Below are 25,465 nucleotides of genomic sequence, written 5' to 3'. Positions count from 1 at the left end.
ATCAAGGTATCTATCTGGCGTCTGTTCGCACCATGCATCGCATTCTTCGTGAGAACCATCTGAATGGTGAGCGCCGCCATCAACGTCCTGCGAACACACAGCCCATTCCTCGCTTGAAAGCGACTGCACCGAATCAAGCATGGGTGTGGGATATGACCAAGTTAGCCACTCAGCGGCGTGGTGAGTACCTATCGCTGTATGTGGTGATGGATTTGTTTAGTCGATACATCGTGGCATGGATGCTCTCTCGAAAAGAAAATAGTGCACTCTCGCAGCAACTCATTGCCCAAGCGCATGAACGTTATGGGATTGCACCCGGAAATTTAACGTTGCATCAGGATCGTGGCGTGCCAATGACCGCCCATTGTTACCTGGATTTGCTGGGTGAACTGGGGGTAACCGCCAGCCACAGTCGCCCCCGGGTGAGCAATGACAATGCCATGAGTGAGTCTCAATTCAAAACTATGAAATACCAACCGGATTACCCACGACGGTTTGATCACTATGATCATGCCATGCGTTGGTGTAAAGACTATGTGCTTTAGTACAACCACGGCCATCATCACAGCAGTCTAAATGGCTTTACACCCCATCAGGTGTTCAGCGGCGACTATCTAGAAATTGCGATCATTCGGCAATCCGCATTCGATGAGATGTATGGGCATCTCGAATAACCCCCGCTGAGTGCGCCGATTCCTAAAATGACCCTATTGCCACCTCTTTGCCCGTAAACGCTATGAAACGTAGTGCCATCAAGCTTGAACTCTTTGCCGATGAGCGTCAGCGCGAGAAGCTGGATCAGATCGGTGACCCTCTGGCCAATATCGATGAGCTTTTGAATCTCAAAGCTTTGGCAGCACGGATCAACAAGATCGCGCCTCGAGGCGACGGTGCCAAGGGTGGTCGACCTGCCTATCCAACCGAGGTGATGCTTCGCATCCTGCTGGTCAAGAAGCTGTAGGGCACCTCGAACAACCCCTCGTTTTTGAGGCACTGAGCGAGGCGCAAAGATTTCTTTGCAAAAAAACAAGAAACACCACCTTTTCAGCGTAAATCAGGGCACATTTTGCCCCTCAAGTGCCGGAATTACGCTTTTTAGGCGCAATTCGGCGCGCTGACCCCCTATGTGGGCGCACCGCGACCGCCAAAAGTCTCCACAGCCGCTTTAGAGCACGCAAAGACCGAAGCGGTCACCGCCAAGCAGCAGGCAGCCGTAGCAGTCGCAAAAGCGGACTCTGAGCGCGATAAAGCCACAGACCTATACCAACGCCTATCTAACGCGGAAAAACGCGCTGAGGAGGCGCTAAAGGAAGCCAGACTGGCATCCGATCAAGCCATGTCGAAGCATATCGCAGAGCAACGCGCGCAAGTGCAGGCCGAATCCTTGCAAAACCAGCTTGAAACAGCACTAAAAGACGCTGAATCACACAAAGAATTAGCCAACAAAGCACGCGAAGAAGCTCAACGGGCACTCAATGACGCCGCCACAAGCCGTGGAAAACTGGAAGCGACACTGGGTCAACTTCACGAACTACAAAAAGCGCAAAAAGAGAAAGATAAAAAACAGCCATAAACACCCCTCTTTTGACATAAGCGCCATAAAATCGCATCAGTAAGACCAGATTTCTCTTTCGAATTAAATCACCTCATTAGGGATTGACTCTCAACGTCTATTATTCAAAACTCGATACTCATCACACCCTCTTTGATCCCCGTTGTCACATGCTTTCCCAAACCACTCGCGCGCTTTTACGTAATCCTGACGAACGCCGTAGCCATTTCTATACAAAACTCCTAAGTTAAGTTGGGCGCTGGCATCCCCTTGCGCTGCCTTCTCCACTACTAATTGATTCGACTCTTGAGCCCTAACTACTCCTCCTCCAACAGCAAGTACCACGCTCAGTAAACACCCCAGCCATACAGTCCTCATACCTCACTCCTCGTTAACACTTTACATAAAATTCCTATTTTATGCGGCTTTTACCTTATATTTAGTCGTCCCTGCAAAATTCATTTTTAAGCGATAAACGTATTTTGAGGGCAAAGTTGTCTCGCCACTCACGTTCGGTCGTTGTTTATGATTTTCTAAAATCAGTCCTAATAAAACGAATGATGGGGATTTAAAATTCGATTATCAGATATTAAGGAAACTCAGAATAAGTCCGAAGATTCAGAGAACCTTCGAACCAGCTGATTGTCTTATTACCGTCGGCCATCGCCTATCAATAACGGAAACGGGATCTAATAGGCGCCCCACTGACTGGTATCAGCGGGTTACTGTCCCTGAAGCACAGTAACAATCCCATCTGCATAACAAGCGGCCCGTACTACATTTGTAGCACACTACTTAATAATCCCAACGGTCAAGGAATAACGCCCATGAGCACATCAACATCGATTCGGGTCGGCCAAGAGCTGTACGAGAACGCGCGCTCTGAAGCAATGATTGAACATCGCACCATCGCCGGGCAAATCGAATACTGGGCCAAAGTTGGACGAGCGGCCTTGGACAACCCCGATTTACCCGTCAGTTTCGTCGCCGAGAGCTTGGCGGCACTGGCCGAACCCCGAGAGGAAACAACAGAGTTTTCGCCTCGTTCAAGATCGCTGGATTGATCGTACGTGAGCTACAACGTTCGGCAAACGAAACGGTTTGCGCGCTTATAAAAAGCTGCACAACAACGTAGTACGAGATGTCGACGCGTCCATTGAGCGCGTGGCGTCCGACCCAACGATCGGTGAGCGTAAGAAAGGCGATTTATCTGCGCTGTGGGTGCACAAGTTTCGTAGCCAGGGACAGCTGTACTTGCTGGGCTACAGTCTTGACGAAGACGTTCGGCTCGTTTATCTAGAAGCTCTGGGATCTCACGAAAACTTTTACCGTGACCTCAAGCGCACGTCGTGGTAGGCGGTACAAATCTCACTCCACAGCACCGAGATCGAAACCTAACCCTATGATTTAATACTGATTACTCTCCGTTACTCAGGTGCCAAGATAGCCCTTTTGCATCACACCCTCGACTCCACCACCACCGAAACAAATGCCTGGTCACAATGCCAGGTTTTTTATTGCCTGTAATATGCCGCTAAGCCCCAATACTGGCGCACCTCACCACTCCCACCACCCACAATTCCATTGCTCACAAAAACAGCAAAAACGGCATTTCTGCGCCAATTCCCTCTCTGATAGCACCCCACTCTCTAAAAACCCTTGCTCGCGCAAGACCCTTGGCCTAGTGTTTATGCGGGTTTGCGGGCATGCGGTTGGAAATGGAAGATGGGTACCATCGGAACATGATTACGAAATGAGTACGGGCAGGCGATTGAATCAACAGACACAAATTCAAATAGATCCCATTTTATGCCTGGCAGTAGTATCTTTATAGTTAAAGATAACCGAGACAACCGCCATGGGCATACAACGATATTCCGTCACACACCATCCCGTTGAAGTTTTGCTGAGCTGGGTCAAATCCGGCGAAATCGCCATTCCTGAAATTCAGCGCCCATTTGTCTGGGATGCCGCCAAGGTTCGCAACCTGCTCGATTCCCTATACAACGGCTATCCCGTCGGCTACCTGATCATTTGGCGCAACCCGACCATCAAGCTAAAGGACGGCACACTCTCGGGCGGCAAACGGATATTGATTGACGGGCAGCAACGCGTGACCGCCTTGATGGCGTCACTGCTGGGCCATGAGGTGCTGAACAAGGACTACGAGAAGATTCGCATCCGCATCGCATTTCATCCCAAAGAGAACAAGTTTGAGGTCACAAACCCGGCCATTGCAAAAGACGTCACCTGGATTGATGACATCTCCAAAGTCTTTGCACCCGACGCCAGCATCTACTCTCTGGTCAACGACTACTGCTCAAAAAACCCCGACATGACGCCAGACGAGGTACACCGAACTCTGGAAAGGCTGCGCAAGATTTCCAACAACTCGGTCGGCATCATTGAACTCGCCGAAGACCTCGACATTGAAACGGTCACAGAAATCTTCATCCGCGTGAACTCCGCGGGTACTGCCCTGTCGCAGGCCGACTTTGTCATGTCCAAGATTGCGGTCAACGAAACCTACGGTGGCAACGTTCTGCGCAAGGCCATTGACTACTTCAGCCACCTTGCCGTCAACCCGGAATTCCTGTCCAACATCGAAAAAAACGACGAAACCTTCGTCAAGTCCGAGTTCTTTCCGAAGATGCAGTGGATCGCCAAGGCAACCGATGACATCTACGAGCCCTCATACACAGACATGCTGCGCGTGGCTTTCACCTCGGAGTTCAGTCGTGGACGGCTCCAGGATCTTGTCGCCCTTCTGTCAGGCCGCAACTTCGAGACGAAGCTCTACGAAGACGCGATTGCCGAGGAATCATTTGCGAAACTCAAAAACGGCATTCTCGCATTCATCAACCAGACGAGCTTCGAGCGTTTTGTCATGGCCTTGCGCTCTGCCGGTTTCATAACGTCTCGTCTGATCGGTGGTACTAACGCCATCAACTTTTCTTACATCATGTACCTGCGAGGGCGCGAGGAGAAGCTTGCCGCCCATGAGCTGGAAAGTCTGGTGCGACGCTGGTACGTCATGTCCGCTCTGACGGGTCGCTACACGGGAAGTCCGGAAACCCAGTTCGATCTGGACATCAGGCAAATCAACAGCCAGGGCGCACTGGCCTACGCCAACAGCGTCATTGAAAACGAGTTCTCGGACACCTACTGGACCGGAATGCTCCCACAGCTCATGATCACATCGTCGGTTTCAAGCCCCTACTTTCATTGTTTCCAAGCGGCGCAAATCAAGTTAGGGGATCGCGGCTTTCTGTCTCGTGACATCACGGTACGGGACCTTCTGCTCAACAACAGTGACCGGCACCATCTGTATCCTCGGAAATACCTCCAGTCGCTAGGTCTGACCCGAGGTCTCTACAACCAGATCGCCAACTTCGTCGTCACTCAGGCCGAGATCAACCGAGCCGTGGGCGCCACCCCTCCGCAAGTGTATTTCCAGGAATTGCTCAATCAAGTCAGACACGGCGTCATCAAATACGGCGGCATCGACAGTAAGGAAGACCTGCTGGAGAATCTGCGAGAAAACTGCATTCCGGCAACCCTGCTGGGCGACGCACCGGTCGAATACGACGACTTCCTGGAACAGCGGCGCAGATTGATGTCCTTAAAGATCAAGGAATGGTTCAAGGGGCTTTGATCGCGTGCTACGTCGCAACACATAATCAACGAAAATACCGTTAGCTTTCGAGCATCGCTTCTCACAAGCTCGAAAGCATCAATATGTTATTTCTCAAGCTTCTGTAATCCCTCAACGATTTTTACGGTTTCTACGCTCACCGTCACAATGCGCTTAATCAAATTCACAATATAACGGGGATCGTCAGACCATTCATTAGGATCATTGATGATGCCGGTGTCACTGTCTTTGCTGTGCTGATAACGCTCTAAAATCCACTCAAGTGCCGACTTTCCGTTGACAATGTAACGATGTGCTTCTTCCGGAATGCCCTTAAGGCGTAGATGGTTGTTCACTTGAATAATAGAGCGGTCCGGATCTCTGGCAGATCCACCACCGAAACAAAAGCCTGGTCACAATGCCAAGTTTTTTATTGCCCGCAATACGCCGCTAAGCCCCAATACTGGCGTACCTCACCACTCCCACTATCCACAATTCCCTCGCTCACAAAAACCGTAAAAACGGCCTTTTTGCGCCCTTTCTCTCTCTGATAGCACCCCACTCTCTAAAAACCCTTGCTCGCGCAAGACCTTAAGCCTAGTGTTTATACGGATTTGCGGTCATGCGTTTGGAAATGGAAGGTGGGGACCTGCGGAGCATGATTGCAAAACAAATACGGACAGGCGGTTCAACTCACGGCCATCAGATCAATGCCAGTCCAGCACGAACTTAGTCGTCCACCGGCTCCTGGGTGTCCCAATCCACAAGACGTGCCTCACCCGTCTGGTAGAACTGCTTGATGATCTTCACGTAATCTAGGAAATCACGGTTCTCCGTTGCGAGCCGATTAACCATGTCCCAATCGATGACTTCGCGCTCACGGGCTGGAATCAATATCTGGCTCTCCGCCGGATTCTCGACCATCAACTGGATCACGCCGATACCATGGGCTGCTGCCAACATGCGCAGCTCCTTCATCGCCGCATGGTCAATGTTCTGAGCAACCAGATAGCCAAAGTTGGCCCAGGACGAGTTCGAGACGGTCTGAAAGAAACACTCACGCACGTTAGACCGATTCAACAGCGGCTTGACCTCAAACGACCACAGCTTACTTCGCCGATCACCATACTGGCTGACACAATCCCTCACTTCGCGGTGCCAGTCCGCCCCCAAGCTTTCCATGCCGACTACATCCGGATACAACCAGCGATTGCCGCCGGGACCACGTCGGTTCGAGGCCCGCTTCTCATCGATACGCTTGGAGTAGACACCGTGCTCGGACCAAAGATATTCCGTCAGAAGCGGATATAAGTCCTCCTCTAACAACCTCGGAACGACGTCGTGTTCGAGGTCGACCTGCTCAAGTCTCAGGAAATCAACCTCGACTACATCCTCGAGCTCATCTTTGAGAAGAACAAGCAGACCAAAGACAAGGAGACGCTGATTGACGAAGTGCGTCGCGTGATTCGGTCAAGCCTTGGCAACAGAGCCAAAGAGGGTCTGGTCGTCGACTTTCTCAATCGGACCGATCTGAACAGCATTCCTGACAAGCCCGGCATCATCGAGGCGTTTTTCACGTACGCGCAGACCGAACAGCAGCGCGAAGCAGAAATGCTGATCGCCGATGAAAACCTCAATGACAAGGCTGCCAGGCGTTACCTGAAGGCATCTCTCGAGCGCGAATACGCGACCGAACACGGCACAGACTTGAACGAGACCTTACCGAAGATGAGTCCACTCAATCCTCAGTACCTGACCAAGAAACAAACGGTATTTGAAAAAATCGTTGCATTTGTGGAGAAGTTCAAGGGTATCGGCGGCAGACTCTGAGCGTCGATCCTGCTGGTGACCGTCATTGGGTTCAATCAAACCTACCGGTGACGCTTGTCGGATGTTGCCATGCTTGGACTAAACTACATCTCACTTGCATGCAACGTAATCTGCCATGAATTTATCGGCACTTTGTTTGGACACCAACTGGACCCAACAAAGTCGAAATAACTGATTACCACTGAGGTGAGCCATGATTCGCATAGCTACTAACAGGACACCAACCCACCCAGGAGAGATACTGCTGGAAGAATTTCTAAAACCAATGGAAATTAGCCAACGTCAGTTAGCCGACGCTATTTGTTTCCCCTATCAACGCATCAACGAATTGATCAATGGCAAACGCGGCATTACAGCCAGCACGGCCCTGCATTTAGCCCAGTTTTTTGACGTGACGCCTGATTTCTGGCTGAATCTTCAAGCACGCATGGATCTCTACAAAGCTGCCAAGTCTGAAGAAGCTGTGTTGAAAAACATTCGTACATTCTCAGAAATGACAGCGACTTACGCATAAGGACATTTCCTACACAACATCACCAAGTAGCGGGTAACGCAGCAATACACAAAAGTTCGGATTAACCATAACGAACAACTGCTGTCACCAGCGAGTATCTTTTGCCGCCGAAAGCCACTGTGAATGTGAGTGAAGAATTGCCGAAGCCCGCGCAGTTCTGAACAAACATTAGGCAACACTCACCGATTTACACATGAGTGTCCGTTGAAACTTGAGTACCGATGGAGTGGAAAACCCCATTATTGAACACAAGACGGGTATTGCGGCATTTGGTACACTGCATCACATATGCAATGCATCGGAGTTTGTTATGAAATCAACAACCCTTCCCTCCTTGAGGGTTACACCAAAATTTCGCAATGAAGCAGAATCGGTACTGTGTCCGGGTGAAACCCTAAGCGGGTTTGTCGAGGAGTCGGTGCGTCGAAATATTCGTAGACGACAGATGCAGCAAGAGTTTATTGCTAGGGGATTGGCATCACGTGAAGAAGCAAAGCGCACCGGTCAGTATGCAAGCAAGGATGATGTCATGGACTCGCTGCGCGGAATTCTCGAAGCCGGACTCAAGGCCAAGTGAGCTATTCAGTTCGATTTACACCAGCAGCAAAAGCAGACCTTGAGAGGCTGTATGCGTTCTTAGTCGAGCGGGATTATCAAGCTGCCGAACGTGCGCTCGACACAATTTCCAACGCATGGCGATTGTTAGAGCAGTTCCCCTTCTCGTGCCGAAAGGCTGATGATGCGAATCCGTTTTTACGCGAACTCATAATTTCATTCGGGCACAGTGGTTATGTGGCTCTCTTTGAGATCGAGGACAACGCAACAGTAACAATACTAGCTGTGCGCCATCAGTTGGAAGATGATTATTTTTGACAAAAGGTTTGAACGGTATTCACTGGCTTCTTGACAGAACAAAGAGAAAACTGAACGCCGTAGTAGTAGAACAATACTGTCGGCGGTGTATCCGCCGATGATCTTTTCGGACTATACAGACCACCTACTAGAACTTAGCCGAATCTCCTATTTTCGATGAATATCTCTGAACTCATTGATTCACAGCAAAAGTCAAGTCCCAAATTTGCTGTAATTTCGTTTCCTTTCAGTTGGCTGACACGTTGTAGGCCATCAGGCTGCAGCAATACTACGTAGTGTTGCTGCAGCGCGCGCCTGTTCTTGTGCCCAATCACGGTATTCATCCATGTCTAAATACCGTCGAGCTTGCCATTTCTCATTGAGCTCGGCCAACAATGCACCGATCAACCGCCAGGCTGATTCATCATTCGGAAAGATCCCAATGACGCGCTCTCTGCGTCTAACCTCTCGGTTCACCCGCTCCATCATGTTGGTGGTGCGCAATCGCTTGTGATACTTCTCAGGCAGCGCCATGACCGCCATGGCGTCTTCAAAGCCATTCTCCATGCATGCCACGGCCTTGGGAGCCCGTTCAGAAAACGCTTCAACAAACTCGTCCAGTTGGCGACGGGCCTCTTGCATGCTGACAGCTGCAAAAATACGCTTGGCGGCCGCGGCCACATCCGCCCGCTGGCGTACTGGCGCATGACTGAGAATGTTGCGCATCAAATGCACCTGGCAGCGCTGCCAGGTGGCCCCCTGAAAGTGTCGCTGCACCGCTGCATACAAGCCAGCACAAAAGCCTGCTCACTTCGTTGATAACGAGAAAACAGCTCCGTTGAAAAACTGCCATCTCGCGTCTGTGGGACACGCAGTGTGACCGGACCAACACGGGTATACAGTGTCCTGGGTCGGTAACCGTTGCGCAAGCCACGACGCTCTTCGCTGCGCTCATAGCACTCGGCACCCAGCGCTTCGGTGGCCTGAAGGTCCAGAATCTGGTTCAAAACATCCGTGACTAGTCCTGCCAAACCCTCCTCGCTGTTAAACAAACCTGCCAATTGCTCTGCGTTTACGTTAATCTTGAAATCAGTTATCGCTTCGTTCTCCTAGGACTTTTGTGTGGAAACATCAGCCTAACCGAACGGGGCGGTGACTACCTCATCTCCGCCGGAAATTACAGCAGTTTAGGGGCTTTATCTCTCGAAGGTCTGAGGTTGTTAGAAGTGTCCTAATAAAGTTTCAAAATCAACTAGGGAGACAATCATGAACATCATCGGCTTTCAACAGCTATCAAAGGCATGTGTTGCGTTCTGTGTGGGATTTTTTTGCTTACTGGTTGGCTACGACAACATTATTGACTTCGAAACCAACTATGCCTTTGTGAAGGCGGTTTTATCCATGGATCAGATGGAGCCGTTTTTCTCGGGCAACAGGGATATGGAGTCCAGAGCGATTACTAATCCCAATATTCATTTGGCTGCTTACTGGTTGATTATAGTTGGGGAACTGATCGCAGGTGCGGTTTGTATGTTTGGCGCCATCGGTATGTTCGTAACCATTAACAAGCCCAAATTTGCAACCGGACAGGTAATTTACCTAATTGGCGCAACGCTTGCGATTCTAGTGTGGTACCTGGGATTTGCCGTAATCGGTGGCGAGTATTTCTCAATGTGGGCAAATAAGATGAACGGTCAGACGAAGGCCTACACCTTTGCCTCGTTTATTTTAATGACCGCGATCTATGTGGCAATGCCATATATAGGGGCATCACAAAAAAACGCCAGTGAGTGAGGTTGCCCCTCAACAACGTAGTTCTTAATTCCAGTTACATTAGAAAAAAGGAGTCTGAAATGTCTGAGTTAAGAAAACGTGCACAGTACACACCGGAATTTAAAATGGAGTGTGTGCGACAAACCTTAAGTGGTGGGTTATCCATTGCTCGTGCAGCCGATCAGCTTGGCATTCCCAACAGCACCCTAAGCAAATGGATTCGTCAGCATAAGCTTGGTGAGCCCGGCACACGTCCTGAAAAAGCTAATCAGGTGACTGCTGAACAGATGGAGATATCCCGTCTTCGGGCAGAAGTTGCTCAACTCAAGGTGGAGCGCGACATCGCAAAAAAAGCCGCGGCGTATTTTTCGCAAGACCTTCTGAAAAGTACGCCTGGATACAAAAAATGAAGGCTCGCTGGACCATTCGTACGATGTACAAAGTGCTTGAGGTCAGTGAGAGTGGGTATTATGGCTGGCGACGATCTGCTCATACTCAATCAATCCGTCGCGTTTCAGATCAACGCTTGTTAGCCGAAATACGAGCAGTCCACCGCATTTCTGAAGGTGAATATGGCTAGCCTAGAGTGTGGCATGCATTGCGTCCACAAGGCATCCGTGTTGGAAAGGAGCGCGTTCGCATTCTCATGCAAACTCATAGCGTGCGAGGCACAGTTAAACGCAAGTTCGTGATCACAACGGATAGTACTCACGGTTTGGCTATCGCGCCCAATCTCTTGCTTCGTCAATTCAACCCAGCGCAACTCAGTCAGATCTGGGCAAGTGATATCACCTATCGTACGCCCAGACAGCGAGACCTCGCAGCAAATAGGGGTAAATCCGATGTTCGGGATGTGGTTTGCTGGTGTTGGGGCCTGGCGCAATACCGACAAGCCCCATTTGACGCATCAGACGCACCACACGGTTGCGGTTGATCGTGTGACCCTTCGTGCGAAGAATGGCCGTCATACGACGGCTACCGTAGAACGGATGCTTGGTGTACTCCTCATCGATTAATGCCAGGAATGCCAGACCCGTCAAGTCAATCGATGCGGGCCGACACAGGTCATAAAAAGTAGAATTTGGCACCTGAGCAAGCTCACATTGCTGAACAATGGACAGTGGTTCATCTGCAGAAATCCATCCGATACGGGTTGATGTGCTCATAGTCCAGACTTTTTTTAAGCCAATCAAGCTCCATCTTCAGCCGACCAATCTCACTGTAGAGCATATCGACATCTTGAAATGGTTCAGTCTTGGGACCACGCTTCTGATCGAATACTGAACTGGCTTGATCGACCAGAGCTTTCTTCCATTGCCCAACAACCACGTGGTGTACGTTGTACTGCTGGCCGATCTCATTTAACGTATGTACCCCACGAATGGCCTCAAGACCAACCTTCGCTTTGAACTGTGCGCTGAACGTACGTCGCTGCTTCTTCACTGTCATATTTCCCTCCTCGGATACAGCTTAAACTACTGTCCGAAAATCGGGGACCACTACAGTTTCAATCTCACGAACACGCCCGTTCCGTCATTATGGCTTGGATCACGTTTTACAACCGAAGCCGACTGCATTCAAGTCTGGGCTATATGAGCCCAATGGAGTATGAAAACAAGTGGGACACCAAACAGCGTAAAATGGTCGCTTAACCTCTGGGGCTAAGGACTACGAAAAACGGGGGCAATATCAGGGCGACCTTGTCAGCTGGCGTGGACGCCGATGAAACGGATGTGCCCCGTTCGTGCATGCGGTTTCTTTTGGTCAATACTTCGCTACAATGATTGACAATCACCAATCAACGCCAAACTGCGCACAAACACGAGGCCGCGATGTGGAGCTTGAGTGGCGAGAGATCAAAATCGTTAATAATGCAGCAAACTTGACATGAATGCATTCTGTGTATGGCTAACGGCCGCGTGGCCTGGTCGGACAATCTTAAGCTCTTGATTCGAACGTGGCCAAAATCCGGACGTAACGCTTTGAGGCGGAACAAACATCGCCCAATTTTTCAACGCGATCTGTGCCTCGGTATTCACAGCTTCGAACCACCTTTGCAGACACAACATACAGATCTGGAGAACTCATGAAAAAACGACTAGTCGTCTGTCTCGCTGCCCTACTGTCGGTCACTGGCGCAGCGGCTGCGCGGGAGCTACCTCAATACGAATCCACCGGCACTATCGAACTTGCCATCGACGGAAAGCAAGCCACGTATCATTCCACCTCCAACACAGTGCCTGGACAACCCGGCAGATTGGTACATACCGCAAACTGGAGGACCTTTGCGCCCATGATTCTGAGCGGTATCAACATGGCACCCGAGGGTATTATGCTGTCAATCACTGCGCAGCCCACGGTCAAACCCGTTTCGTCAGCACCGCAATTGCGGATCAGCTTTTCCCTCGACGAAAACGACCGCAGCCTGCTGGATGACACACCCTTCGAGGTGGTCTACACCATCAACGACGGTCGCCAGACCGACGAGTACCAGCACGCTTCCGGCACACTGGAAATTGAATCTGCCACGTTTGAAGGCGATGTACTTCACGTTGTAGGCGCAGCCAAGGGCACACTTGCCAACACCAAAAACGACTCCGACAGCACATTGAACTATGAAGCCAAATTCAACGTCCGTGCGCCCAAACATTGATTCGCTCGGCACTGCCACGACTCACCTGGTTGACATGAGTATCCGTCTGATCCGCCCGACCTTAGTCGGTGCCGTCGCCCTACTGCTTTCGGCTTGCGCTAGCATGTCAGAAAAAGAATGTCTTAGCGCTAACTGGCTGGACCAAGGCTACCGCGACGGTCGCACCGGCAGACCAGCAAGTCTGCTTGAGGACCACCGCGAAGCGTGTGCCAAGGCAGGCGTCACCCCCAATACGCAGCAATACCATGCAGGCAGGAATCAGGGGCTGCTTGAATACTGCACACCAGCCAACGCCATACACGAAGGCCGCCAGGGAAGAAGCTATGGCAACGTTTGCCCCATGCACCTAGAACGCCAATTCTTAACCAACCATCAGCGCGGCTACCGGGCCTACGAAGCGCAACAAAATGTCGACAGGCTTTATCGCGACCTGCAACGTGCCGAACGTGATCTGAATAAAGAAAAAGACGAAAAAAAACGCAGTGAATTGCGCCAAAAAACTCAACATTTGGACAGCCGCCTGTCGCGTGCACGTCAAGATCTGCACAGCTTGGAGCGGCAACTGTATCATTATTCCCCTTAGTCTTATTAGTATTGGGCGGCTGTCATGAGTTCAACCTAACGCTGGCTGAAAGCCCTCGCCTTGCACAGGCTGAGGTTGATTCTTGCTATACGGCAAAGCGTGTGCACGCCAAATGGTCCACTATCTGTAGAGTTAACATCGAAAAGCCTAACAATGAGCCCTGTGTGTCAACATAAGCCTGAGCCACGTGATTTTGAGATAACGTCTATATCGTCAATCCTAAACAATAGATAACTTATTATTGATTTATACATATTAGATTCATAAAAACGCTACAACAACTTCCAGTTTCGGCTCTTTTCGAGCTTTTTTCTGGGAGTTTTTCGTCGAGTACTGGCGACCCTTTTGATTTCTTCCGAGGACGTTTAGATCAAATGATCGATTTACGTCACCCTTTGGCGGTATTATCTCAACGCATGCCGTGGCAGGTTCTAGAAGCATCTATTTCTCACCATTTTTCTCGTAAAGCCAAAGTCTCTAAAAAGGCCAAACAGCTCGATATGTCTGGTGAAAGTATTCAGGTTAAAGGTGGCGGTATTTCAAATGCAGGCAGACCTAGATTGCCACTGCGATTGATGATCGGTTTGCTGTATCTCAAACATGCATTTGACGAAAGTGATGAGGGGGTCGTTGCTCGTTGGGCAGAAACACCGACTTGGCAATATTTCTGTGGCATGGAGTATTTCGAGCATGGCGACACTCCTCTTAGTGATTATGGTTTAGTCGCTCACAATCAACTGAACATCCCACCTTACAAACTATTCAACCGCCACCTTCCTTTGTCACCCCATAAATTTGACCATCACTCTCAAAAGAAATAAAAGAATATTTTCAATATACTCAACGTGCCGTCACAATCCTGTTAGACTTTCCACGTCGGCAATGCGTCTGTGCACATAATAAACTCTCCATGACACGATGATTTTGACAGTATAACGACAAGTTATTTTGTTTTTGCTGCATTTATTGATCGGTGGATTTCAAACAAAATGAATCTTTTTATTCGTTGTTTGCAAGCCCTTTGTGGCTTTGGCTTGTTTTTAGGCGCGCTCGGTTTTGCAGCATCGTTGACACCCAGCCTGATTCCTCGAAACTTTATCGTACAAGGCATATTGTCAGGGTTTGCCTTTGCTATCAGCTACGGTATCGGCGTTCAGCTGCGCAATCTCTGGCGTTATTTGCAGCTACCCAACCTACCCAAAAAAGTCTTGAAATTCACATCCATCGTTTTGGGTGTTTTATGTGTATTATTGGCAGCCACCGCGCTTTATCACTCCAAGCTCTGGCAGAACTCTGTTCGTAGTTTGGTTGGAATGGAGCCTACTGAGACAGGCTACCCGCTTCTAGTCGCTTCCATCGCCGTCGTAACGTTCATCATTTTGTTACTGATCGCACGGGGATTATTTAGTTTTTTTCGTTTTCTCGCACTCAAATTTTACAATCGTTTCCCCCGGCGAATTTCAATCGTAATTGGTATAAGTTTGGCGCTTTTTCTCACCATTACGCTGACCAATGGCGTTTTAATTAATTACACATTTCAAGCGTTGGACCGATCTTTTGAGCGCTACGATGCTTTACTCGAACCGGACCGTCCACAACCGTTAATTGCCGAACGGGCAGGCAGTTCCTTCTCAAAACTCGGCTGGAATGAACTTGGTCGAGCCGGCAGAGAGTTTGTTGCATCCGGGCCGAATGCGACAGATATCGACGCCTTTAATAAAGCGCAAATGGTTGAGACTGAAGCCAAAGAGCCCATTCGTCTGTATGCTGGCTTACAGGTTGCAGAAACACCGGAGGAGCGCTCAAAGATTCTGCTCGATGAGTTGATTCGCACGCACGCATTTGATCGCTCGGCACTTGTGATTATTACGCCGACCGGCACCGGATGGGTGGATCCTTCGGCCATGGATGGTTTGGAGTATTTACTCCATGGCGATATTGCAAGTGTCGCGCTACAGTACTCATACTTAAACAGTCCAATGGCCTTGGTGTTTCAGCCTGAAAGCGGACTTGAGTCTTCGCAAACACTGTTTCGCACGATCTATGACTACTGGCGAAAGCTGCCAGCCGATAAACGGCCTGAACTATATTTACACGGCCTTAGCCTCGGCGCCTTTCACTCTCAGAGATCCTTGACGTTTTTTGACATTTTAGATGCTCCCATTAACGGCGCAGTCTGGAGTGGCCCCCCATTCCCCAGTGAAAAATGGCGCACACTCACAAATGAGCGCCAAGCAGGAACCCCTGAGTGGTTACCTATTGTTGAAGACGGTCGTTTTGTTCGGTTTATGAATCAAAATGGCACACCCAACGGCAAAGATGATCCTTGGGGAAAACTGCGTTTTGTGTACCTACAATACGCCAGTGATGCCATCACATTTTTCGATAAAAGCATTGCCTACCGAGAAGCGGACTGGATGCAAGTACCTCGTGGGCCGGACGTATCGCCTTTACTCAAATGGTATCCCGTCATTAGCATGCTGCAGTTATTTGTTGATATGCCCCTATCCGATACCGTACCCGCGGGATTTGGTCATGTGTATGCACCAGACGACTACCTGAATGCTTGGCTTGAAGTGACCGGAATCAATGATCGCTCGGCACAATACATCCAAAACCTTAAAACCCTATTACTGCGTAAGAGTGAAACGGGTGATGGCTATGAATTGCGGGGTGGGTAAGCGATTGTTATCCTAAAAACTGACACTCAACGTGAGGAACCTCTAAAAACCGCCTGAGTTTCTGTAGCGCTATTTGTGCCAGTCTGTCCAAAAGGAAAGAACAATGAACCGCTGTGTCTCCCCAACAGATCGTGCTGCGCACTCATTGAAACAGCCATGGTTCGCGCAGGGTGATCCTGTCATCAAAGGCTTTATGACAACCACGCCACGCGACTGCCCTCTAAACTGTCACTGGAGCACAGTCACATACGGGACAAGACCACCGCATGCGCTGTTGCATGGCGATGCAACGGTTGTGATTGTGGGTGCTAGCGGCACCGGTGTGGACAGACGCGAAAAGCTTCAGGATAAAGATATGTGTGGGTGTATTGCAAGGGAATCCAGCCAACAAAGTACGATCTAAAACAAACAAAGCCACATACCACCGCCCGAATTAAATCTCTGAAGGCGTCTGTACGCGCCAAACGCGTCAAAGTAAAACATTCATTTCGATCAATCAAATCGCTCATTGAAAGGATTGTAACCATGTCTAAATCATTCCGTTCCTTACGTACAACTGCCGCTGCTGTCCTATTAAGCACAGCAGCGATCAGCTTAAACACCACCCAAGCTTGCACTCGAGTTGTTTATCACGGTGTCAATGATCAAATCATCACAGCGCGCTCCATGGATTGGAGTGTTGACGTTGAAAGTAATCTTTGGATATTTCCCCGAGGGATGAAAAGAAACGGAGAGGCAGGCCCAAACTCTTTGGAATGGACCTCTAAATATGGAAGTATCATCACGTCCGGATATGATATTTCGACCACAGATGGTATGAATGAAAAAGGTCTCGTAGCCAACCTATTGTGGTTGGTTGAATCAAGTTACCCAAAGTTTGATCACAACAGCGCACCGGGTTTAACCATTGCGGCCTGGGGGCAATATATTTTGGACAATTTTGCAACTGTACAAGAAGCGGTGGATCAGTTACGTCAACACCCCTACACCCTTGTAACTTCTGAAGTGCCGGGTCAAAACCGCCTCGCGACACTTCATTTAGCCATCTCAGACGCCAGTGGCGATAGCGCCATTGTCGAATACATTGATGGTCAAGCCGTCATTCACCACAGCCCAAAATACCAAGTTTTGACGAACTCACCCACGTTCGAGCGTCAATTGGCTTTACACGCGTATTGGACTGAAATTGGAGGGACTGTCATGCTACCAGGAACCAATCGCGCGGCCGACCGCTTTACCCGAGCCGCGTTTTACATCAACGCCATCCCCAGAGATGAAGACTCTCGAAAAACCATTGCCAGTGTTTTTAGCGTGATCCGAAACGTTTCGGTACCATTTGGAATTACCACGCCCGATCAACCCAATATCTCTTCGACCCGTTGGCGTACACTCGCCGATCAAAAGCGCATGCTTTATTTTTTCGAGAGCGCACTCACGCCAAATATCTTTTGGGTCGATCTTAATCAAATCGATTTCTCAAACGAAACTGGACAAGTGAAGACACTCAACCTCGGTCCAAATCAAACCAACACGTTTAACGGTCAAGTTAATGACGATTTTAAAGAAGCTGAACCCTTTCCATTCCTCGGACTTTAAAACACAGTCAAGTGGAGCCCAGACTCGAAACAGCGGTTTTCAAGCGATCATCTGAGGAAGATATCCACTTGACAAAGATCAGGCAACGTATGGCAACACGGCGCTCAAAGCAAAGTTAAGTCTAGTAAACATACATTGCAATGAGGACAACCAACAAGATAGAATTGTCATAAGGTGCACACCCGTTCTGTTCGCTCAAAGGAGGAAAGCCATTTAAGAACAGACGGCCACGACCCTTGCCAGCGCTATGTGCCAGCCTAAGCCACCCAATTGTAAGATAACGCCTCTATCAAAGCGCTCAGAAAATCGACGATGGGGGCACGTACGCTTGCTAAACAAAAAGCATCGAACTCGATGTTGATTTGCTGAAAAAAGGTATAGACGAGCCAACCCCGAAAAGCATACATCACCCGTCGGACTTTAACCTAGGGATGAAACGGACTATGCTCAAACTGATCGCGGCGACAACATCAACCCGAGGACTCAACACAAGCGTACGGCCACAACACCTCAAAAAGTCAGCCCAAGGCTTCAAAACGCATGACACATGGTTTGTCAGATATTGATTTCAAGATCTCGGTCTTAAAAACTTGTGATGTAATGGGCTGGATTTTACGTTAAGCACGTTTGACTCAGATTACAAAGACAGGCACAAAATCATTTGAGTGCTCACATATGGAGCAAAATAACGATGAATGTCGCACATGGGTTTTGGCAAGCATTGGCAGTACACTGGGACCAACTGATCTGGCTCTGGGTCATTATTGCCCTGTTACTCACTGGACTCTTGCTACGACAACAACGGCAAGCGGCTCTATTCACGAGCATTCTGTTAGGGTTGTTTGCCGCACTCATTCTCAGCTCGTCTTTAGCTCAGGCACTGAACTCAACAAAAACTGCCACATTCACCTATCAAATCGCAATCTTTATACTGGGTATTTTGATTATCCGACTGTGCGGCATGCTGATGTTTCGACGGGTGTTGCCACAATTTGAAATCAAACCGCCACGAATTCTTGAAGAATTACTGATTTTATTTGGCTACGTTGCCTGGCTTTTAATCCGCCTTTCTTCTGTTGGGCTCGACCTAGGGAGTTTGGTCGCGAGTACGGCTGTGTTAACGGCTGTCATTGCCTTTGCCATGCAAGATACGCTGGGCAACATTCTTTCAGGTTTAGCGTTACAACTCGATCACTCAATCACAATCGGTGACTGGATTGTCTTAGAAGATGGCACACACGGTGAAGTCATCGAAGTGCAATGGCGCCATACGGCCTTACGAACCCTGTTTAAAGAGATCATCATAATTCCAAACAGCCAACTCATGCGTGGGCAGGTCAAAATTGATGGTGGCAAAGCCATTCCACGACGACGAGAGACGGTTTTCTTCTACGGCAGATTTGAAGTCAAGTCCCAAATTTGCTGTAATTTCGTTTCCTTTCAGTTGGCCAATACTTGTGGGCTGTCAGGCAGCAGCGTCACCACGTGGTGACGCTGCTGCGCGCGCCTGTTCTTGTGCCCAATCACGGTATTCATCCATGTCTAAATACCGTCGAGCTTGCCATTTCTCATTGAGCTCGGCCAACAATGCACCGATCAACCGCCAGGCTGATTCATCATTCGGAAAAATCCCAATGACACGCTCTCTGCGTCTAACCTCTCGGTTCACCCGCTCCATCATGTTGGTGGTGCGCAATCGTTTGTGATACTTCTCAGGCAACGCCATGACCGCCATGGCGTCTTCAAAGCCATTCTCCATGCATGCCACGGCCTTGGGAGCCCGTTCAGAAAACGCTTCAACAAACTCGTCCAGTTGGCGACGGGCCTCTTGCATGCTAGCAGCTGCAAAAATACGCTTGGCGGCCGCGGCCACATCCGCCCGCTGGCGTACTGGCGCATGACTGAGAATGTTGCGCATCAAATGCACCTGGCAGCGCTGCCAGGTGGCCCCCTGAAAGTGTCGCTACACCGCTGCATACAAGCCAGCATGCTCATCCGAAACCCCGTACATCACGTCCTTGAGGCCACGAGCCTTGAGCCATGCAAAGGTCTCGTCCCAGGTCGTGTAGCTTTCTATATCCGCGATGCGCACGCCCAAGACTTCGCGGTAACCGTCAGCTCGAACGCCTGAAATGATCAACGCTGCACGCTGTACAACGCGATCACCTTGGCGTGACTTGATGTACATGGCATCAACCAATACAAAAGCGTACTCACTTCGTTGATAACGAGAAAACAGCTCCGTTGAAAAACTGCCATCTCGCGTCTGTGGGACACGCAGTGTGACCGGACCAACACGGGTATACAGTGTCCGGGGTCGGTAACCGTTGCGCAAGCCGCGACGCTCTTCGCTGCGCTCATAACGCTCGGCACCCAGCGCTTCGGTGGCCTGAAGGCCCAGAATCTGGTTCAAAACATCCGTGACTAGTCCTGCCAAACCATCCTCGCTGTTAAACAAACCTGCCAATTGCTCTGCGTTTACGTTAATCTTGAAATCAGTTATCGCTTCGTTCTCCTAGGACTTTTGTGTGGAAACATCAGCCTAACCGAACGGGGCGGTGACTACCTCATCTCCGCCGGAAATTACAGCAGTTTAGGGGCTTTATCCAATCTGGTTGCCAGTCAGCAAATGCGCTGATCGCTGACCCTGCTTCTCCCTCATCACCCCTGATTCCTCGAACATCAACAATCCCTGAGATCATCCGGGATTGCGGCTCATGCTGCAACCATGGGGTAGATGAGACACTTACCCTCTTTGTGCTTTCTGGGAGCGTCACGTTCTGGGCTGCAGACCGAGAGAAAATACTCAATCAAGGAGACAGTGCCCACTTTCCTGCCAGCATCCCACACAAAATTCAAACACGAGGTGATCAACCTGCATCTGTGCTGTTGGTCACACTGGCTGGGGTTTAAAAGCCACGCTCAAACTTCGCAAGTACTACGACAACGACGGTTTGTGCTATGCATCAGAAAGCACCAAAAATTATGCCCAAGACGACATGACCAATGATTACCGAACAAGCAGTATTGGTCGAGACACGGTGCGTATCAACGACGTTGTTGTGCTTCCTACAATCAAATTACGCAGTGGTGTATGTCCGTAGGCACCCATGACCAAAGCGCTATTTTGATGTTTGTCTAAGTAGTCCGCGATAACAGTCTCTGGTGAGCCACTCAATAAACCCGTGCTCAATAAACGCCCAGCACCTTCTATGCGTTCACGTATCTTGTCGAGCACCTCACGATTCTTCTTATTATCTGCCCCAGCAAAGACGGCATGCAGCTCCAAATCTTCAAATAAGGGCGATGACGTAAACAAATCTAATGCCCGGTTCGCACAAGGGCTGCCATCGTAAGCCAAGACGACTTTCTTTATATCGCTGACATCTCGCGGCGCAATAAAAATAGGTTTTTGGCTTGCGCGCACAACACGCTCAATTTTTGAACCAAGATGCGCAATCGCAAAATCAGCACTAGCACCTCGGTTCCCCATGATAAGTAAATCGCAGTCTTTTTCACGTTCAAGAACTGTTTCAACAATATCGCCATGGCGATGTGTCGTTGTAACATCGCTCACCCCTGCTGCTCGTAACTGATTAGCTGCCGTGTCCAAAATCGCACGACCCGCTTCAATCGCTAGTTTTCCTTGTGATTCTTCCAATCGGGTTAGTTCTTCTAAAAGTTCGCTTTTAACGCCCAAACCAATGGCCCCTGTAAGGTCACGACGTTCTTGCACAGCACTTTTTCGTTGAATAACGTGCAAAATCTCTACAGTCGAAAATAACTTTTTGGCTGCCCAGGCGGCGAGTTCACAAACACTATCTGCATACGGTGATGTATCTACGCAAGCGAGTATTTTTGACATGCTAACTTTCCTTAATTTTGTGGGTTCGAGGCAGAAAGTTGATCATGAGTGGCAAAACGTCCTACGAGGGCAGCACTTTCTTTGTTCAACCCCACAATCTCAACAGTGGCTCCTTCGCGTCTCAGTTTGATGATGGCATCATCTAAAACACCCACAGCTGATATATCCCAGAAGTAGGCATCCGAAACGTCAATCACAACCTTATCAAGCACTTCCTTGAAATCGATTGATTCCGCAAAGTGTTCGGCTGACGCAAAAAACACCTGTCCAGAATAAAAGTAAGTCCGTGTTTTTCCATCATCTGATAACTGGGAATGGACCGTAAAAACTCGTTTGACCTTATGCGCAAAAAACAGTCCGCTCAGTATGACGCCCGCTAACACTCCTTTTGCCAGATCTTGTGTCCAAACAACGACTACAACCGTGACGAGCATCACCACAGATGATTGCCAGGGATATGAACGAAGGTTCTTAACGGAACGCCAACTGAACGTGCCAATGGACACCATGATCATGACAGCGACTAGAGCGGGCATAGGGATACGCACAACGAGTGGCCCTAAGACCACAATCAGAAAAAGAAGAAAAACACCCGCGACTAAGGTGGAAAGGCGTGTACTTCCGCCAGACTTGACGTTAATCACTGACTGTCCAATCATGGCGCAACCGCCCATCCCTCCGAAAAACCCAGTCACAAAGTTGGCAAGACCCTGGCCTTTACATTCCTGTCGCTTATCGCTAGGCGAATCGGTCAAGTTATCGACAATCTGCGCCGTCAACATCGATTCCAGCAATCCCACTGCCGCCATCGCTATTGAAAAAGGCAAAACAATTTGAAATGTTTCAAAGGTAAAAGGAACGTTGGGAATGAAAAATGAAGGAATTGCAGAGGGCAATTCACCCATATCACCCACAGTTCGTACATCTAAATCACCATAGATCGTTATGACGGTCAGTACGATAATGGCAATCAGTGGTGATGGAATCACCGTGGTCACACGGGGTAACAGATAAATAATCGCAAGCCCAGCCCCTACCATGGCATACGTGATCCACGTCACGTTAGTCAGCTGTGGCAATTGGGCCATAAATATGAGTATCGCAAGCGCATTCACAAACCCTGTCACAACAGAGCGTGAAACGTATTGCATCAGAAGGTCAAACCTTAAAAAACCTGCTAAGACTTGTATAAGCCCCATCAGAATGGTCGCAGCGAATAAATAATCAACCCCGTAATTCTTCACTAGAGGTACAACCAATACAGCAACGGCAGCCGTTGCTGCAGATATCATTCCTGGGCGTCCCCCCACAAACGAGATGATGACAGCGATAGAAAATGAGGCGTAGAGCCCCACCCGAGGATCCACACCGGCAATAATGGAAAAACCGATCGCTTCAGGAATTAGGGCAAGCGCAACGAGAATACCCGCAAGAATATCCGCACGCGGATTGGAAAACCATTCTTTCTGAAGGGTTGATACAAACATGAAAAGATTCCACTTGATTGGAAGTAAGTTAAAGCAACGCACCGGAGGTGGCATACCTCAAAGATGACCACGGAGCGCGTTTTTATTTACTTGGAGTTGTCCGAGGGATAGGCGCCCGGCCGAGCCACCCAGTCAGCTGGGTCCACTTATGATCGTGCGAAACGATAGGCAGTTTCCATTGCGGATACCTAACTTCAAATTGTATCAAACAATTTTTCGGGTTCAGACCCTGCGAAACTTATCACGCAACCGCCAGTCTGAAAGCACTGTTATTTAACGCTGTTAAACACCATCCTCTGGTTATTCACGCCTAGTTTCTAGTTTCTGGTTTCTCGAGCACTTTGAAATATGAATGGCCATTTGAATTGACCCACCCTCTACTGTTGAGTAGGCCATTAAAACAGCTGAATCAGGCGTTTTCGATCTGCTCAAATCTCACTGCGTTTATGGTAATCTCGAAAGCATTCTTTGCCTTTGCTCTTTGTAAATATCAGCGTGCCTGCACAAGCTTTGATTTAACAACCAAATGCTTGGTACAACAACGAATAACACCACCATCTGGAAACTAGCATGGCTGTAATTGATCTGGTTAAGTGGGACGGCAATCCCTTCATCTTGGCGTGGCACTTCCCAAGCGACCAATTGTCCACCTGGACACAATTGATCGTCAATGAAACGCAAGTCAAGTCCCAAATTTGCTGTAATTTCGTTTCCTTTCAGTTGGCCAGTACTTGTGGGCTGTCAGGCAGCAGCGTCACCATTGCATCGGATTTATACGTTCAGCTTGATTCGCCTGAACAAAATACGTATTGGTTTACGTTTAACGTCTCACAAGGGTATGGCGGCATTTCAGTGTTTCCGGTGACTGATCCTTACCAGGCTGACGGTCCTCGTGATCTATTGGGTAATCCTTTTGGTGACAATCCTAAAGGGAGCACCAGTTCCGATGTGTTTGGAGCCTTGCGAGCCCTGCCAATGGACGAATCACGCACAGTTTTATTTGAGCCACCGATGCGTACCGATCCGGCGCCACCTTACTGGATGTTTCCAGAGCTAGGGCGGGTACTGTGCTACGAACCCGGTGCACTTTCAGACAATCCGCGTATTGAACGCGAAGGCATGCCACGCGGTGCATTTAAACTGGTCAAATGCCTACCCCAACCTCACCCCGAAGCGAATCCTTAAGAGAATGAAGCTGCTGAAACCCGATTGGTATCACCCACATGACAGGGGGTATCATCAAACGGCGTACGATGGTTTCTAAACATTCAGGGGGCTATGCATGACTGCGTCAAACAATCAACAGACAGATTTTCAAGCGCTTATGCGCAGCCTTGAAGCTGCTCGCGGACAGTCTATACATCTGACAACGGCTCAATTACTCACCTGGACCAGTGGAATCTTTCAACGCGCAGGTCTTAGCGATAAAGATGCTACCACCATGGCACGCACTTGTGTTTATCCAGAACGCGATGGCGCAAAGAGCCACGGATTGTTTCGTGTGCCGAACTATCTGGATGCGCTGACAGCTGGGAATGTCAACATCAACCCAAACATCACCATTGTGCAGGAAACGCCTAGCTTGTTGGTTGTCGATGCAGACAACGGATTGGCACAACCTGCGCTACAAACTGTACAAACACAACTCATTCAAAAAACCCGAGAAACGGGACTATGCGCTCTGCTGCTGCGACGCGCATATCACATCGCTGCCTTGTGGATGGATGTTGAACCACTCGCCAAACAAGGTTTTGTGGCGCTCACTTGCGTCAATGCCAGCAGTTTTGTGGCACCTGCACCAGGTGCCAGTGCGGTCTATGGTACCAACCCCATGGCATTTGCCTGTCCAAGAGAAGGCCATGAGCCGTTGGTGTTTGATCAGGCTTCAAGTCTGCGGGCACGGGGCGATGTCCAGTTAGCCGCGCTTGATGGTGAGGCGGTTCCTGTGGGAACGGGGCTCAATCAGAAAGGCGAACCGACCCAGGATCCAAAGGCCATTCTGGAAGGTGGCACTTTATTGCCATTTGGAGGTTACAAAGGTGCTTCTATTGCCATGATGGTTGAAATCCTAGCTGCCGCATTGACTGGTGGACAGTTTTCTTGGGAGATTGAACGCTGGAATCAGCCCACACCAGAGTCTGCGTCTGCTGGACAGTTTTTATTATGTATCGATCCGACAGTGGCAGGTCAGACTCAGTTTGCACATCGTATTCAGGAATTAGCGCTAAAACTACTGACAAGTGGTCAATCTCGCTTACCAGGCGATCAACGTTATACGGCTCGCGCGCTTGCAGACAAAGAAGGTATTGAGGTCGATACTGAACTGCTGCTCAGTTGGTTTGAACGAACCGATTCGGGCAAACATACATCAACCACTGGACGCTAAATAGTGGTCTAAACAGATTATGTCGTGTATAGCGGTATATGCTAGACAGTCAGATTCAT

At 49.4% G+C, this 25,465-nt stretch carries 29 protein-coding genes, 4 pseudogenes and 1 other annotated feature; of the genes and pseudogenes, 24 read left to right on the top strand and 9 right to left on the bottom strand.

Annotated elements, in window-relative coordinates; all coding sequences use genetic code 11:
• Positions 1-32: 32 nt before the first annotated feature.
• From ACOI06_RS11780 to ACOI06_RS11770, 3 genes are all read left to right on the top strand, one after another.
• Positions 33-545, top strand: a complete 513-nt coding sequence (locus ACOI06_RS11780; RefSeq protein ID WP_420662784.1) for a transposase — start codon at positions 33-35, stop codon at positions 543-545.
• Between the two features lie 191 nt (positions 546-736).
• Positions 737-961: a hypothetical protein gene (locus ACOI06_RS11775; RefSeq protein WP_420662783.1), complete on the top strand. Its 225-nt coding sequence runs from the start codon at positions 737-739 to the stop codon at positions 959-961.
• Between the two features lie 165 nt (positions 962-1,126).
• Positions 1,127-1,573, top strand: a complete 447-nt coding sequence (locus tag ACOI06_RS11770) for a hypothetical protein (RefSeq protein ID WP_420662782.1) — start codon at positions 1,127-1,129, stop codon at positions 1,571-1,573.
• A 90-nt stretch (positions 1,574-1,663) separates the two neighbouring features.
• Here ACOI06_RS11770 and ACOI06_RS11765 read toward each other — a convergent pair whose 3' ends face one another.
• Positions 1,664-1,930 (bottom strand): tetratricopeptide repeat protein, encoded by a 267-nt coding sequence (locus ACOI06_RS11765; protein WP_420662781.1) that lies wholly within the window; start codon positions 1,928-1,930, stop codon positions 1,664-1,666.
• 449 nt (positions 1,931-2,379) lie between these two features.
• On the opposite strand from ACOI06_RS11765, the gene ACOI06_RS11760 reads away from it, so the two are divergent.
• The 3 genes from ACOI06_RS11760 to ACOI06_RS11750 all read left to right on the top strand — a co-directional run bounded on the left by ACOI06_RS11760 (position 2,380) and on the right by ACOI06_RS11750 (position 5,207).
• Positions 2,380-2,616 (top strand): ParD-like family protein, encoded by a 237-nt coding sequence (locus ACOI06_RS11760; RefSeq protein WP_420662780.1) that lies wholly within the window; start codon positions 2,380-2,382, stop codon positions 2,614-2,616.
• 37 nt (positions 2,617-2,653) lie between these two features.
• A complete protein-coding gene (locus ACOI06_RS11755) occupies positions 2,654-2,908 on the top strand; it encodes a type II toxin-antitoxin system RelE/ParE family toxin (RefSeq protein ID WP_420662779.1) in 255 nt (84 codons plus the stop codon).
• Between the two features lie 502 nt (positions 2,909-3,410).
• Positions 3,411-5,207 carry a GmrSD restriction endonuclease domain-containing protein gene (locus ACOI06_RS11750; RefSeq protein ID WP_420662778.1) on the top strand — a complete coding sequence of 599 codons (1,797 nt, stop codon included), beginning with the start codon at positions 3,411-3,413 and terminating at the stop codon, positions 5,205-5,207.
• Positions 5,208-5,293: 86 nt separating this feature from the next.
• On the opposite strand, the gene ACOI06_RS11745 is transcribed toward ACOI06_RS11750, so the two are convergent.
• Positions 5,294-5,551 carry a type ISP restriction/modification enzyme gene (locus tag ACOI06_RS11745; RefSeq protein ID WP_420662797.1) on the bottom strand — a complete coding sequence of 86 codons (258 nt, stop codon included), beginning with the start codon at positions 5,549-5,551 and terminating at the stop codon, positions 5,294-5,296.
• Between the two features lie 364 nt (positions 5,552-5,915).
• Positions 5,916-6,506 (bottom strand): annotated as a pseudogene (locus ACOI06_RS11740) (COG2958 family protein); the annotation flags it as partial.
• Positions 6,507-6,527: 21 nt separating this feature from the next.
• Here ACOI06_RS11740 and ACOI06_RS11735 point away from each other — a divergent pair.
• From ACOI06_RS11735 to ACOI06_RS11720, 4 genes are all read left to right on the top strand, one after another.
• Complete coding sequence (locus ACOI06_RS11735) at positions 6,528-7,016, top strand: type I restriction endonuclease subunit R, EcoR124 family (RefSeq protein ID WP_420662777.1); 489 nt, start codon at positions 6,528-6,530, stop codon at positions 7,014-7,016.
• 193 nt (positions 7,017-7,209) lie between these two features.
• Entirely contained in the window at positions 7,210-7,530 is a 321-nt protein-coding gene (locus ACOI06_RS11730) for a HigA family addiction module antitoxin (protein WP_420662776.1), read from the top strand.
• 226 nt (positions 7,531-7,756) lie between these two features.
• Positions 7,757-8,107, top strand: coding sequence for a YlcI/YnfO family protein (locus tag ACOI06_RS11725; protein ID WP_420662775.1), 351 nt, complete (start codon positions 7,757-7,759; stop codon positions 8,105-8,107).
• Positions 8,104-8,403: a type II toxin-antitoxin system RelE/ParE family toxin gene (locus ACOI06_RS11720; protein WP_420662774.1), complete on the top strand. Its 300-nt coding sequence runs from the start codon at positions 8,104-8,106 to the stop codon at positions 8,401-8,403. Before ACOI06_RS11725 ends, ACOI06_RS11720 begins: the two co-directional genes overlap by 4 nt.
• Positions 8,404-8,655: 252 nt before the next feature.
• Here ACOI06_RS11720 and ACOI06_RS11715 read toward each other — a convergent pair.
• Positions 8,656-9,479 (bottom strand): annotated as a pseudogene (locus ACOI06_RS11715) (IS256 family transposase).
• A gap of 169 nt (positions 9,480-9,648) precedes the next feature.
• Between ACOI06_RS11715 and ACOI06_RS11710 the strand changes: the two are divergent.
• The 3 genes from ACOI06_RS11710 to ACOI06_RS11700 are packed head-to-tail and all read left to right on the top strand — an operon-like array spanning position 9,649 to position 10,735.
• Positions 9,649-10,176: a DUF2165 family protein gene (locus tag ACOI06_RS11710; RefSeq protein WP_420662773.1), complete on the top strand. Its 528-nt coding sequence runs from the start codon at positions 9,649-9,651 to the stop codon at positions 10,174-10,176.
• A gap of 59 nt (positions 10,177-10,235) precedes the next feature.
• Positions 10,236-10,565 (top strand): transposase, encoded by a 330-nt coding sequence (locus tag ACOI06_RS11705; RefSeq protein WP_420662772.1) that lies wholly within the window; start codon positions 10,236-10,238, stop codon positions 10,563-10,565.
• The gene (locus ACOI06_RS11700; RefSeq protein WP_420662771.1) at positions 10,562-10,735 is read left to right on the top strand and encodes a hypothetical protein; all 174 of its coding nucleotides are present in this window, start codon (positions 10,562-10,564) and stop codon (positions 10,733-10,735) included. Before ACOI06_RS11705 ends, ACOI06_RS11700 begins: the two co-directional genes overlap by 4 nt.
• Positions 10,736-10,943: 208 nt before the next feature.
• Here the strand turns inward: ACOI06_RS11700 and ACOI06_RS11695 are convergent, their stop codons facing one another.
• Together ACOI06_RS11695 and ACOI06_RS11690 are read right to left on the bottom strand one after the other, a co-directional pair.
• Positions 10,944-11,321: an IS3 family transposase gene (locus tag ACOI06_RS11695; RefSeq protein WP_420662770.1), complete on the bottom strand. Its 378-nt coding sequence runs from the start codon at positions 11,319-11,321 to the stop codon at positions 10,944-10,946.
• The gene (locus tag ACOI06_RS11690) at positions 11,281-11,604 is read right to left on the bottom strand and encodes a transposase (protein ID WP_420662769.1); all 324 of its coding nucleotides are present in this window, start codon (positions 11,602-11,604) and stop codon (positions 11,281-11,283) included. The genes ACOI06_RS11695 and ACOI06_RS11690 overlap by 41 nt, the downstream gene beginning before the upstream one ends.
• Here ACOI06_RS11690 and ACOI06_RS11685 point away from each other — a divergent pair.
• The 8 genes and pseudogenes from ACOI06_RS11685 to ACOI06_RS11650 all read left to right on the top strand — a co-directional run bounded on the left by ACOI06_RS11685 (position 11,598) and on the right by ACOI06_RS11650 (position 19,160).
• On the top strand, positions 11,598-11,807 hold the full coding sequence (locus tag ACOI06_RS11685; RefSeq protein ID WP_420662796.1) for an integrase core domain-containing protein: 210 nt from the start codon (positions 11,598-11,600) through the stop codon (positions 11,805-11,807). The two genes, ACOI06_RS11690 and ACOI06_RS11685, sit on opposite strands and share 7 nt — an antisense overlap.
• A gap of 434 nt (positions 11,808-12,241) precedes the next feature.
• On the top strand, positions 12,242-12,808 hold the full coding sequence (locus ACOI06_RS11680) for a hypothetical protein (protein ID WP_420662768.1): 567 nt from the start codon (positions 12,242-12,244) through the stop codon (positions 12,806-12,808).
• Positions 12,771-13,391, top strand: coding sequence for a DUF2799 domain-containing protein (locus ACOI06_RS11675; protein WP_420662767.1), 621 nt, complete (start codon positions 12,771-12,773; stop codon positions 13,389-13,391). The genes ACOI06_RS11680 and ACOI06_RS11675 overlap by 38 nt, the downstream gene beginning before the upstream one ends.
• 374 nt (positions 13,392-13,765) lie before the next feature.
• A pseudogene (locus tag ACOI06_RS11670) lies at positions 13,766-14,083 on the top strand (transposase); the annotation flags it as partial.
• Between the two features lie 297 nt (positions 14,084-14,380).
• Positions 14,381-16,072, top strand: a complete 1,692-nt coding sequence (locus ACOI06_RS11665) for an alpha/beta hydrolase (protein WP_420662766.1) — start codon at positions 14,381-14,383, stop codon at positions 16,070-16,072.
• A 103-nt stretch (positions 16,073-16,175) separates the two neighbouring features.
• The gene (locus tag ACOI06_RS11660) at positions 16,176-16,475 is read left to right on the top strand and encodes a hypothetical protein (protein WP_420662765.1); all 300 of its coding nucleotides are present in this window, start codon (positions 16,176-16,178) and stop codon (positions 16,473-16,475) included.
• Between the two features lie 122 nt (positions 16,476-16,597).
• Positions 16,598-17,668, top strand: coding sequence for a linear amide C-N hydrolase (locus ACOI06_RS11655; protein ID WP_420662764.1), 1,071 nt, complete (start codon positions 16,598-16,600; stop codon positions 17,666-17,668).
• 691 nt (positions 17,669-18,359) lie between these two features.
• Positions 18,360-19,160 carry a mechanosensitive ion channel family protein gene (locus ACOI06_RS11650; protein ID WP_420662763.1) on the top strand — a complete coding sequence of 267 codons (801 nt, stop codon included), beginning with the start codon at positions 18,360-18,362 and terminating at the stop codon, positions 19,158-19,160.
• Here ACOI06_RS11650 and ACOI06_RS11645 read toward each other — a convergent pair.
• Positions 19,134-20,171, bottom strand: a pseudogene (locus ACOI06_RS11645) (IS256 family transposase). The gene ACOI06_RS11650 and the pseudogene ACOI06_RS11645 overlap by 27 nt on opposite strands.
• 254 nt (positions 20,172-20,425) lie before the next feature.
• On the opposite strand from ACOI06_RS11645, the gene ACOI06_RS11640 reads away from it, so the two are divergent.
• Positions 20,426-20,581 (top strand): cupin domain-containing protein, encoded by a 156-nt coding sequence (locus ACOI06_RS11640; RefSeq protein ID WP_420662762.1) that lies wholly within the window; start codon positions 20,426-20,428, stop codon positions 20,579-20,581.
• Positions 20,582-20,678: 97 nt separating this feature from the next.
• Here the strand turns inward: ACOI06_RS11640 and ACOI06_RS11635 are convergent, their stop codons facing one another.
• Both ACOI06_RS11635 and ACOI06_RS11630 read right to left on the bottom strand, forming a co-directional pair.
• Positions 20,679-21,533, bottom strand: a complete 855-nt coding sequence (locus ACOI06_RS11635; RefSeq protein ID WP_420662761.1) for a universal stress protein — start codon at positions 21,531-21,533, stop codon at positions 20,679-20,681.
• A gap of 11 nt (positions 21,534-21,544) precedes the next feature.
• Complete coding sequence (locus ACOI06_RS11630; RefSeq protein WP_420662760.1) at positions 21,545-23,020, bottom strand: SulP family inorganic anion transporter; 1,476 nt, start codon at positions 23,018-23,020, stop codon at positions 21,545-21,547.
• Positions 23,021-23,114: 94 nt separating this feature from the next.
• Positions 23,115-23,167: a sequence feature (sul1 is cis-regulatory element that is thought to sense ions involved in sulfur or methionine metabolism; They are found in Alphaproteobacteria), on the bottom strand.
• 423 nt (positions 23,168-23,590) lie between these two features.
• Between ACOI06_RS11630 and ACOI06_RS11625 the strand changes: the two genes are divergently transcribed.
• Both ACOI06_RS11625 and ACOI06_RS11620 read left to right on the top strand, forming a co-directional pair.
• Entirely contained in the window at positions 23,591-24,205 is a 615-nt protein-coding gene (locus ACOI06_RS11625; RefSeq protein ID WP_420662759.1) for a hypothetical protein, read from the top strand.
• A gap of 97 nt (positions 24,206-24,302) precedes the next feature.
• Entirely contained in the window at positions 24,303-25,406 is a 1,104-nt protein-coding gene (locus ACOI06_RS11620) for an Ldh family oxidoreductase (protein WP_420662758.1), read from the top strand.
• Positions 25,407-25,465: the final 59 nt, after the last annotated feature.

The sequence above is a fragment of the Orrella sp. 11846 genome, assembly GCF_048820935.1.
In the GTDB taxonomy this organism is placed as follows: Bacteria; Pseudomonadota; Gammaproteobacteria; order Burkholderiales; family Burkholderiaceae_B; genus Algicoccus.
Note: the sequence above shows the minus strand (reverse complement) of the source record. Positions and strands in the feature narration are given on the sequence as shown.

What these genes read in the sequence shown, in the direction of transcription:
- ACOI06_RS11650 (WP_420662763.1), top strand. Translation starts at nt 18,360, where the DNA reads ATGAATGTCGCACATGGGTTTTGGCAAGCATTGGCAGTACACTGGGAC.
- ACOI06_RS11705 (WP_420662772.1), top strand. Translation starts at nt 10,236, where the DNA reads ATGTCTGAGTTAAGAAAACGTGCACAGTACACACCGGAATTTAAAATG.
- ACOI06_RS11730 (WP_420662776.1), top strand. Translation starts at nt 7,210, where the DNA reads ATGATTCGCATAGCTACTAACAGGACACCAACCCACCCAGGAGAGATA.
- ACOI06_RS11690 (WP_420662769.1), bottom strand. Translation starts at nt 11,604, where the DNA reads ATGACAGTGAAGAAGCAGCGACGTACGTTCAGCGCACAGTTCAAAGCG.
- ACOI06_RS11680 (WP_420662768.1), top strand. Translation starts at nt 12,242, where the DNA reads ATGAAAAAACGACTAGTCGTCTGTCTCGCTGCCCTACTGTCGGTCACT.
- ACOI06_RS11675 (WP_420662767.1), top strand. Translation starts at nt 12,771, where the DNA reads ATGAAGCCAAATTCAACGTCCGTGCGCCCAAACATTGATTCGCTCGGC.
- ACOI06_RS11765 (WP_420662781.1), bottom strand. Translation starts at nt 1,930, where the DNA reads ATGAGGACTGTATGGCTGGGGTGTTTACTGAGCGTGGTACTTGCTGTT.
- ACOI06_RS11660 (WP_420662765.1), top strand. Translation starts at nt 16,176, where the DNA reads ATGAACCGCTGTGTCTCCCCAACAGATCGTGCTGCGCACTCATTGAAA.
- ACOI06_RS11775 (WP_420662783.1), top strand. Translation starts at nt 737, where the DNA reads ATGAAACGTAGTGCCATCAAGCTTGAACTCTTTGCCGATGAGCGTCAG.
- ACOI06_RS11620 (WP_420662758.1), top strand. Translation starts at nt 24,303, where the DNA reads ATGACTGCGTCAAACAATCAACAGACAGATTTTCAAGCGCTTATGCGC.
- ACOI06_RS11700 (WP_420662771.1), top strand. Translation starts at nt 10,562, where the DNA reads ATGAAGGCTCGCTGGACCATTCGTACGATGTACAAAGTGCTTGAGGTC.
- ACOI06_RS11710 (WP_420662773.1), top strand. Translation starts at nt 9,649, where the DNA reads ATGAACATCATCGGCTTTCAACAGCTATCAAAGGCATGTGTTGCGTTC.
- ACOI06_RS11695 (WP_420662770.1), bottom strand. Translation starts at nt 11,321, where the DNA reads ATGAGCACATCAACCCGTATCGGATGGATTTCTGCAGATGAACCACTG.
- ACOI06_RS11750 (WP_420662778.1), top strand. Translation starts at nt 3,411, where the DNA reads ATGGGCATACAACGATATTCCGTCACACACCATCCCGTTGAAGTTTTG.
- ACOI06_RS11630 (WP_420662760.1), bottom strand. Translation starts at nt 23,020, where the DNA reads ATGTTTGTATCAACCCTTCAGAAAGAATGGTTTTCCAATCCGCGTGCG.
- ACOI06_RS11760 (WP_420662780.1), top strand. Translation starts at nt 2,380, where the DNA reads ATGAGCACATCAACATCGATTCGGGTCGGCCAAGAGCTGTACGAGAAC.
- ACOI06_RS11655 (WP_420662764.1), top strand. Translation starts at nt 16,598, where the DNA reads ATGTCTAAATCATTCCGTTCCTTACGTACAACTGCCGCTGCTGTCCTA.
- ACOI06_RS11780 (WP_420662784.1), top strand. Translation starts at nt 33, where the DNA reads ATGCATCGCATTCTTCGTGAGAACCATCTGAATGGTGAGCGCCGCCAT.
- ACOI06_RS11665 (WP_420662766.1), top strand. Translation starts at nt 14,381, where the DNA reads ATGAATCTTTTTATTCGTTGTTTGCAAGCCCTTTGTGGCTTTGGCTTG.
- ACOI06_RS11625 (WP_420662759.1), top strand. Translation starts at nt 23,591, where the DNA reads ATGGCTGTAATTGATCTGGTTAAGTGGGACGGCAATCCCTTCATCTTG.
- ACOI06_RS11635 (WP_420662761.1), bottom strand. Translation starts at nt 21,533, where the DNA reads ATGTCAAAAATACTCGCTTGCGTAGATACATCACCGTATGCAGATAGT.